A 6,757-nucleotide genomic window follows, 5' to 3' on the forward strand; every position below is an offset into this window, starting at 1 on the left:
GCATAATTGTTAACTAAAATTTTCTATATCAGCCTGATTAAGATTAATCGGGCTGATTCTGTTAGGTCGAATATAATAGCGACCTGCTTCAATCATTTTTATTTGAACTTTATTTTATGTCACAGCTTGCTTCCCATTTTAAGCACAATCAGTTTTGTATTTTGTTGGAATATTTAAGTTCTGCTAAAGGCATTGCTGTACCAATGTCTTTAGCAGAATTTCCATGTGCGATCACTTTTGCAGATCGAGTGCATGCCGATAGTGATTTGGCACCACTTGAATGTGCGAAGACATTTCCTTCATCAGTGGAAAAAATCATCCATTATTCAGGGAAAGGTCGGGATATTACTGATTTTGAGACCTTCTTAAAATCAACTCAAGCTTCGGGACAGAAAAATTTACTGCTTCTCACAGGTGATAAGTTAAAAGGGCATACAAATGGTCAAGATGGAACGAATCGCACCCGATATTTAGAGTCTGTAAATGCGGTCATGGCCGCAAAGTGTTATGGTGGATTTCACATTGGTGTAGCTTTTAATCCCTTTAAATATGCTGAAGCTGAACGTGATGCACAATATTTAAAACTTCACAAAAAGATTAAAGCAGGAGCAGACTTTATCGTTACCCAGTTGGGTTACGATATGGAGGCTTTAAAACAAGCCAAGGCTTTTTTAAATCGTCATCGATACCCACAAAATATACTTGCTTGTGTTATGCCACTTAGTTTGGCACGTGCCAATTTTATGGTGAAACATAATGTCGCAGGAATTGTGATTACACCACACATGTTACGAGTGTTGGCTCAGGAAGAACAGGATGGACGAACTGAGAATGCTTATAAACGTTGTGCTATACAAATATTGATGTGTAAATATTTGGGTTTTGCAGGTGTGCATCTTTCAGCATGCCATAAGCCTGAAGAGCAAAAGCTTTTAGAAAAATATATTGAACAATATCGACATTATGGTTTACAGGAACTCGAAGCACTCTGGAATGCACTGTGGCAAGTGAAGACTAAAAATGAACTCGTGCCAGAATTAGCTTATTATTCCCGCCAACCATCCTCTAGCCAGCTTATTAAATATCAGCAATTGCATTTCATGCACAAGGCTCTATTTGAGTCCAAAATTGCCAAAGGTGTGGGGCATTTTATTTTTAAAGCCTCATTCTGGGAAAATACGCCTGCAGCAAAAGCATTGTTAAAAACTGAATTTATCTCTAAGCAAGGGGTCGTGGGTTGTGAAAGTTGTGGTCAATGTAGGTTAGGAGATACTTTATATATTTGCCCTGAAACTTGTCCCAAAGGATTGGCGAATGGTCCTTGTGGTGGTACGACATTGGATCGCTGTGAGTTTGGAGATCGTGAATGCATTCATTCTGTGAAAGCCCGACTTGCCAAAGCCGTGGGACAGACTGACGTTCTAAAAGAAAAACTGATTCCAACTGTACCCATTGAAGTCCGTGGAACCAGTTCCTGGAAAAATTGGTATCTGGCGACTGAAGCTTAGCTTTCATCATCCGTGGCATTCGAATAAAATTTCACGCCCAATTTGATGCGATCACGACCTTGGCTCATACGCCAACGGTTGGTATCACGTAAGGAGTATACACAGCCACAATATTCTTGTTGGTAGAATTCTTCCTTCTTGCTGATTTCAAGCATACGAACAGCACCACCATTTTTACGCCAGTTGTAGTCCCAATAGGTGATACCTTCATAATGTGAAGCAGAACGATGCCCACAATCATTGATCTGCTTCATATCTTTCCAACGAGAAATACCCAATGAGCTACTAATTAGGCTGAAGCCATTTTCAGCTGCATAAAGGGCAGTCCGTTCAAAGCGCATATCAAAACACATGGTACAGCGAATACCTTTCTCTGGCTCATTTTCCATGCCTTTGGCACGTGCAAACCAATTGTCTGTATCGTAATCACAGTCAATAAAAGGAATATTATGTTTTTCTGCAAAGCGAATATTTTCTTCCTTACGGATTTCATATTCCTTGACAGGGTGAATATTGGGATTATAAAAAAAGATCGAAAAGTCGATGCCTGATTCAATTAGGGTTTCCATCACTTCACCCGAGCATGGTGCACAGCAGGAGTGAAGCAGAAGCTTGTCGTGACCTGCTGGGAGAGTCAATTTCTGACGTTCAAGTTTGTTTGACATAGTTATATGGGTTTAAATCTAAACCCTATATTTTAACGATTTAATTAGATAGTAAGGATTTGATATACTGATATTTTCTAAGGTTAAGATGAAAGAAATTCACTAATTGAAATTTAATAAGAACTAAAGTATATAGGAGAATAACTACAATAATGCTTTGGAATTAGAACATTGCAAGTTAATCAAGAGTCATTGTATGAAGCTTTAAAATTAAGTGAAGAAATTATTAGGGCGTGTCCTCATTTGGCTTTGCACCAAATAAATATGCAGGCTATACGCATAGATTTATAATTGCGTGCTAGTTTATCAAATCGAGTTTGCAATAGCACGGAAATATTTTGATCTCGCAAAAGCGTTTTCAACTAAATATCTTAATTTATATAGATATTTATCAAATTCTTTATTCGATCTCTTACTGTTTGATCTCAATGGAATAATAGGAATCATATTCTTGTTCTTAGCACATATTCGAATGTGCTCAGCATCATATCCCTTGTCAGCAATGAGATATGTTGCCTCGCCTACAATATCAATCAGTTGTTTTGCAACTTGACTGTCGTGGACGTCACCCCCAGTGATTTTAAAATCAATCGGTAATCCATTCGCGTCGGTTGCAAGATGTATTTTTGTTGTTTGTCCACCACGTGATTGTCCAATTGCTCTTTCGAAACCATACCGAGCTCCACTTGCATGTTGATGCACGCGTATGTAGCTTCCGTCAATGAATACCCATTCTTGATCCAAGACGCCTCGTAATCTAAAAAAAATTTATCCCATAATCCCTTACTTGCCCAGCGATTAAAGCGATTGTAAGCAGTTTGCCAAGGGCAAAATTCTTGAGGAATATCGCGCCATGTGGCGCCTGTGCGCAGTTTCCATAAGATGGCTTCCATGATATTTCTACTGTTTTTTGAACAGTAACAACCATGTAATCGCATAGTATCTTGAATTTGCTGCCAAATATCATCAGTGAGAAGAGTACGTGCCATTGAAAAAATATAGAAATGAAAAGAGCTTAAAGGAGGATTTTAAGTATTTAAAACCAATTCTTCAAATGAGGACACGCCCTAGTAATTTTTTAGAAAGAAAGAGTTTAAGAGATGGTATTAGCACGAACTCTCAATTTCTAATTAAACGACAAGCTTTTGTATACGAATATGTGTCTAATAAATATTATGAGCTAAAATATTCAAAAATTACGTCAGATATTTTTTCTAGAACAAGAAAGTTTGTAGACGGAAAAATTGGAGATTTAGTACCATTATCAGCACAAAAATTTGCATCTGTTTATGAGAATTTAACGTCCGAAGATTCAGAGGATTGGTCAAATGCTGTTCATAGTTGTAGGCGAATATTACAAGATACTGCTGATGTGATTTATCCTGCTAGAGAGGATAAGACTATTAATTTAGACAATGGTAAAACTAAAATTATTAAATTAGGTGTGGATAATTATATAAATCGAATTATTGCATATGTTGATGAGCAGTCAGACTCTAAAAGATTTGAGGAAATCGTTGGTTCACAGATGAAATATTTGGGCGAGCGGTTAGATGCTATTTTCAAAGCTGCTCAGAAAGGTTCTCATGATATTATTACTTCTAGGCAAGAAGCTGATCGTTATGTTATTTACACATACTTGATAGTTGGAGATTTATTATCTTTGGTAGAGTTGCAAAAAACATTATCAATTTCAGATAAAGATTTTAGATAGCCGCTTAACTTACTGAATAACTAAAAATCCTCAGAATCTTTAATTTATTAAGATGAGTATTTCTCATCTTAAGCTGAATTTATATCGTTTTACTCACTTTCTTATTCACGTTTAAATACAGCCATTCAGAAATTTAGCTTTTTATAAAATTTTTAGGTGGCAATCTCCATGAGTACAGCATTTGAGTGTTCAATTAAACGTATCCGTTTTGATGAAAACTACACGCCAGCAGAAAGCACACGTTTAACCACAAATTTTGCCAATTTGGCACGTGGGGAAAGCCGTGAAGAAAACTTGCGTCGTACCCTTGCGATGATCAACAACCGTTTTAATAGCTTGGCAACCGTTGATAACCCGAAAGGTGATCGCTATTCACTTGAGATTGACATTATTTCTGCGGAAATTGATATTGAAGGTAATGGTCAAACTTTCCCATTTATTGAAACACTTAAAAGTGTTGTGATTGACCATCAAACAGGTGAGCGTATTGAAGGCATGATCGGCAATAGCTTCTCATCTTATGTGCGTGATTACGACTTCAGTGTGGTATTGCCACAATTGGGTTGTGGTGTAGGTGAAAAACCTGAAGATTTTGGCAATCTACATGGCAAGCTTTATCAACATTTAGTCAATTCAGATGTATTTAAAGCAGAATTTAAAAAACAACCTGTCATTTGCTTAAGCGTTTCAACCTCTAAAACGTATTTCCGTACAGCCAACGTACATCCTATTTTGGGTGTGGAATACAAAAATGATGAATATTCACGTACCGATGAATATTTTGCCAAAATGGGTTTACGTGTACGCTACTTTAAACCAGAAGGTGGTAATGCACCATTAGCATTCTATTTCGCTGGCGATTTAGTCCGTGATTATACTGATTTTGAATTGATCAGCGCGATTGCAACCATGGAAAGTTTCCAACGGATCTATCGTCCTGAAATTTACAACACCAACTCTCCTGCAGGTGTGGTGTATCAACCAAGTCTAAGCTATGGCGATTATTCACTTACACGTGTGGTCTATGACCGTGTGGAACGTGGTGAGCTTGCAGTTAAACAAGGTAAATGGACGGAAGAAAACTTCATTAAGCCTTATCAAGACATTTTAAATGAATGGGCTGCAAATTTCGAAGTCGAAACAGCTGCTTAATCCATTAAATTGATAAACAGATTTACGAATTTAGACAAAGAAGATTAGACATGGCGCTTACACAACCGAAACTTTTACTCCCAACTTCAACTGCGGGTAGCTTGCCAAAACCGTCTTGGTTAGCTGAACCTGAAAAATTATGGTCTGCATGGAAGCTTGAAGGCGAAGAATTATTAGAAGCTAAACGTGATGCTTTGAAATTATCATTACATGAGCAAGTCACTGCGGGTATCGATATCGTGAGTGATGGCGAGCAAACCCGTCAGCATTTCGTAACCACCTTTATTGAGCATCTTGAAGGTGTGGATTTCGAAAAGCGTGAAACGATGCGTATTCGTAATCGTTATGATGCGAGTGTACCTTCTGTTGTGGGTGATGTTTCTCGTAAAAAAGCCGTGTTTGTAGACGATGCGAAATTCTTGCGCAGCCAAACCAATCAACAAATTAAATGGGCGCTTCCTGGTCCGATGACCATGATTGATACACTTTACGATGGTCACTACAAGAGCCGTGAAAAATTGGCTTGGGAATTTGCCAAAATTCTGAATCAAGAAGCGTTAGAGCTTGAAGCAGTAGGTGTCGACATTATTCAGTTTGATGAGCCTGCATTTAATGTGTTCTTTGATGAAGTAAATGATTGGGGTATTCCGACCTTAGAGCGTGCGCTTGAAGGACTCAAATGTGAAACCGCTGTGCATATTTGCTATGGCTACGGTATCAAGGCAAATACGGATTGGAAACAAACTTTAGGTAATGAATGGCGTCAATACGAAGAGTCATTCCCGAAACTACAACAATCTAAGCTCGATATTATTTCACTTGAATGCCAAAACTCACGTGTACCAATGGATTTAATCGAATTGATCCGTGGTAAGAAAGTGATGGTGGGTGCAATTGATGTGGCAACCACTCAAGTGGAAACTGCAGAGGAAGTAGCAAATACGCTACGCAAAGCATTGCAATTTGTTGATGCAGATAAACTGTATCCTTCAACTAACTGTGGTATGACACCGCTATCTCGCCAAGTGGCAAGTGGCAAACTTGAAGCTTTAAGCGCAGGTGCTGCCATTGTTCGTAAAGAGCTAGAAGCTTAATCAAACGTAGTCTCGTGCGAAGCAGAACAAATCATCGCAAGGTCATTTGTCCAGCTTTATGCACGAGCACGTGATATGTACATTTGAGATGAAAGAGATGATTGAAGCAACAGACTTTAGAAATGCAATGTCTTTACTCACCACAGCAGTGAATGTTATTACGACTTCGGGTGAAACAGGTATGCATGGATTTACTGCATCTGCCGTATGTAGCGTGACGGATACACCGCCAATGTTATTAGTCTGTATGAATCAATCCTCCCGTTCACATGCCCATTTTGTTGAAAATAAAGTCTTGGCTGTAAACGTACTAAGTACTCAGCATGAACAGCTTTCAAATGCTTTTGCTTCAAGTAAATTCAGCTCAGAAGATCGTTTCAAACTCGGTGATTGGAGTACTATGGAAACTGGTTCACCTATTTTGAAAGATGCCTTGGTCAGTTTTGACTGTGAGATTCAAGATATTCAGCAAGTCGGTACACACAGTGTTTTCATGTGTCGTGTTCTTAAAGTTCAACAAAGCGATCAAGAAGAAAGTCTGGTGTATTTTAACCGTGCTTATCATCAAGTGGGTCAGTTGGAACACGCTTAACTCAATGCCTTAATTCTTTTATCTTTTTAAAG

Annotated in this window: 6 protein-coding genes and 1 pseudogene; 5 read left to right on the forward strand and 2 right to left on the reverse strand. The window is 38.3% G+C overall.

All coding sequences use genetic code 11. The features are described from left to right. Positions 1 to 116 precede the first annotated feature (116 nt). Positions 117 to 1,508, forward strand: a complete 1,392-nt coding sequence (locus Q9R24_RS13330) for a methylenetetrahydrofolate reductase C-terminal domain-containing protein (RefSeq protein ID WP_311204671.1) — start codon at positions 117 to 119, stop codon at positions 1,506 to 1,508. On the opposite strand, the gene Q9R24_RS13335 is transcribed toward Q9R24_RS13330, so the two are convergent. Beyond that, positions 1,505 to 2,173 carry an epoxyqueuosine reductase QueH gene (locus tag Q9R24_RS13335; protein ID WP_287967140.1) on the reverse strand — a complete coding sequence of 223 codons (669 nt, stop codon included), beginning with the start codon at positions 2,171 to 2,173 and terminating at the stop codon, positions 1,505 to 1,507. The two genes, Q9R24_RS13330 and Q9R24_RS13335, sit on opposite strands and share 4 nt — an antisense overlap. Positions 2,174 to 2,412: 239 nt before the next feature. Next, a pseudogene (locus Q9R24_RS13340) lies at positions 2,413 to 3,162 on the reverse strand (IS5 family transposase). Here Q9R24_RS13340 and Q9R24_RS13345 point away from each other — a divergent pair. The 4 genes from Q9R24_RS13345 to Q9R24_RS13360 all read left to right on the forward strand — a co-directional run bounded on the left by Q9R24_RS13345 (position 3,156) and on the right by Q9R24_RS13360 (position 6,725). Beyond that, the gene (locus Q9R24_RS13345) at positions 3,156 to 3,887 is read left to right on the forward strand and encodes a hypothetical protein (protein WP_311204670.1); all 732 of its coding nucleotides are present in this window, start codon (positions 3,156 to 3,158) and stop codon (positions 3,885 to 3,887) included. The pseudogene Q9R24_RS13340 and the gene Q9R24_RS13345 overlap by 7 nt on opposite strands. Before the next feature lie 168 nt (positions 3,888 to 4,055). After that, positions 4,056 to 5,039 (forward strand): putative oxygenase MesX, encoded by a 984-nt coding sequence (locus Q9R24_RS13350; protein ID WP_004733167.1) that lies wholly within the window; start codon positions 4,056 to 4,058, stop codon positions 5,037 to 5,039. A gap of 50 nt (positions 5,040 to 5,089) precedes the next feature. Next, positions 5,090 to 6,133 carry a methionine synthase gene (locus tag Q9R24_RS13355; RefSeq protein ID WP_180039080.1) on the forward strand — a complete coding sequence of 348 codons (1,044 nt, stop codon included), beginning with the start codon at positions 5,090 to 5,092 and terminating at the stop codon, positions 6,131 to 6,133. A 97-nt stretch (positions 6,134 to 6,230) separates the two neighbouring features. Next, positions 6,231 to 6,725, forward strand: a complete 495-nt coding sequence (locus Q9R24_RS13360) for a flavin reductase family protein (RefSeq protein ID WP_004647846.1) — start codon at positions 6,231 to 6,233, stop codon at positions 6,723 to 6,725. Positions 6,726 to 6,757: the final 32 nt, after the last annotated feature.

It is taken from the genome of Acinetobacter sp. RRD8 (assembly GCF_031844225.1).
Classification (GTDB): Bacteria; Pseudomonadota; Gammaproteobacteria; order Pseudomonadales; family Moraxellaceae; genus Acinetobacter.

What these genes read in the sequence shown, in the direction of transcription:
- Q9R24_RS13355 (WP_180039080.1), top strand. Translation starts at nt 5,090, where the DNA reads ATGGCGCTTACACAACCGAAACTTTTACTCCCAACTTCAACTGCGGGT.
- Q9R24_RS13360 (WP_004647846.1), top strand. Translation starts at nt 6,231, where the DNA reads ATGATTGAAGCAACAGACTTTAGAAATGCAATGTCTTTACTCACCACA.
- Q9R24_RS13330 (WP_311204671.1), top strand. Translation starts at nt 117, where the DNA reads ATGTCACAGCTTGCTTCCCATTTTAAGCACAATCAGTTTTGTATTTTG.
- Q9R24_RS13335 (WP_287967140.1), bottom strand. Translation starts at nt 2,173, where the DNA reads ATGTCAAACAAACTTGAACGTCAGAAATTGACTCTCCCAGCAGGTCAC.
- Q9R24_RS13350 (WP_004733167.1), top strand. Translation starts at nt 4,056, where the DNA reads ATGAGTACAGCATTTGAGTGTTCAATTAAACGTATCCGTTTTGATGAA.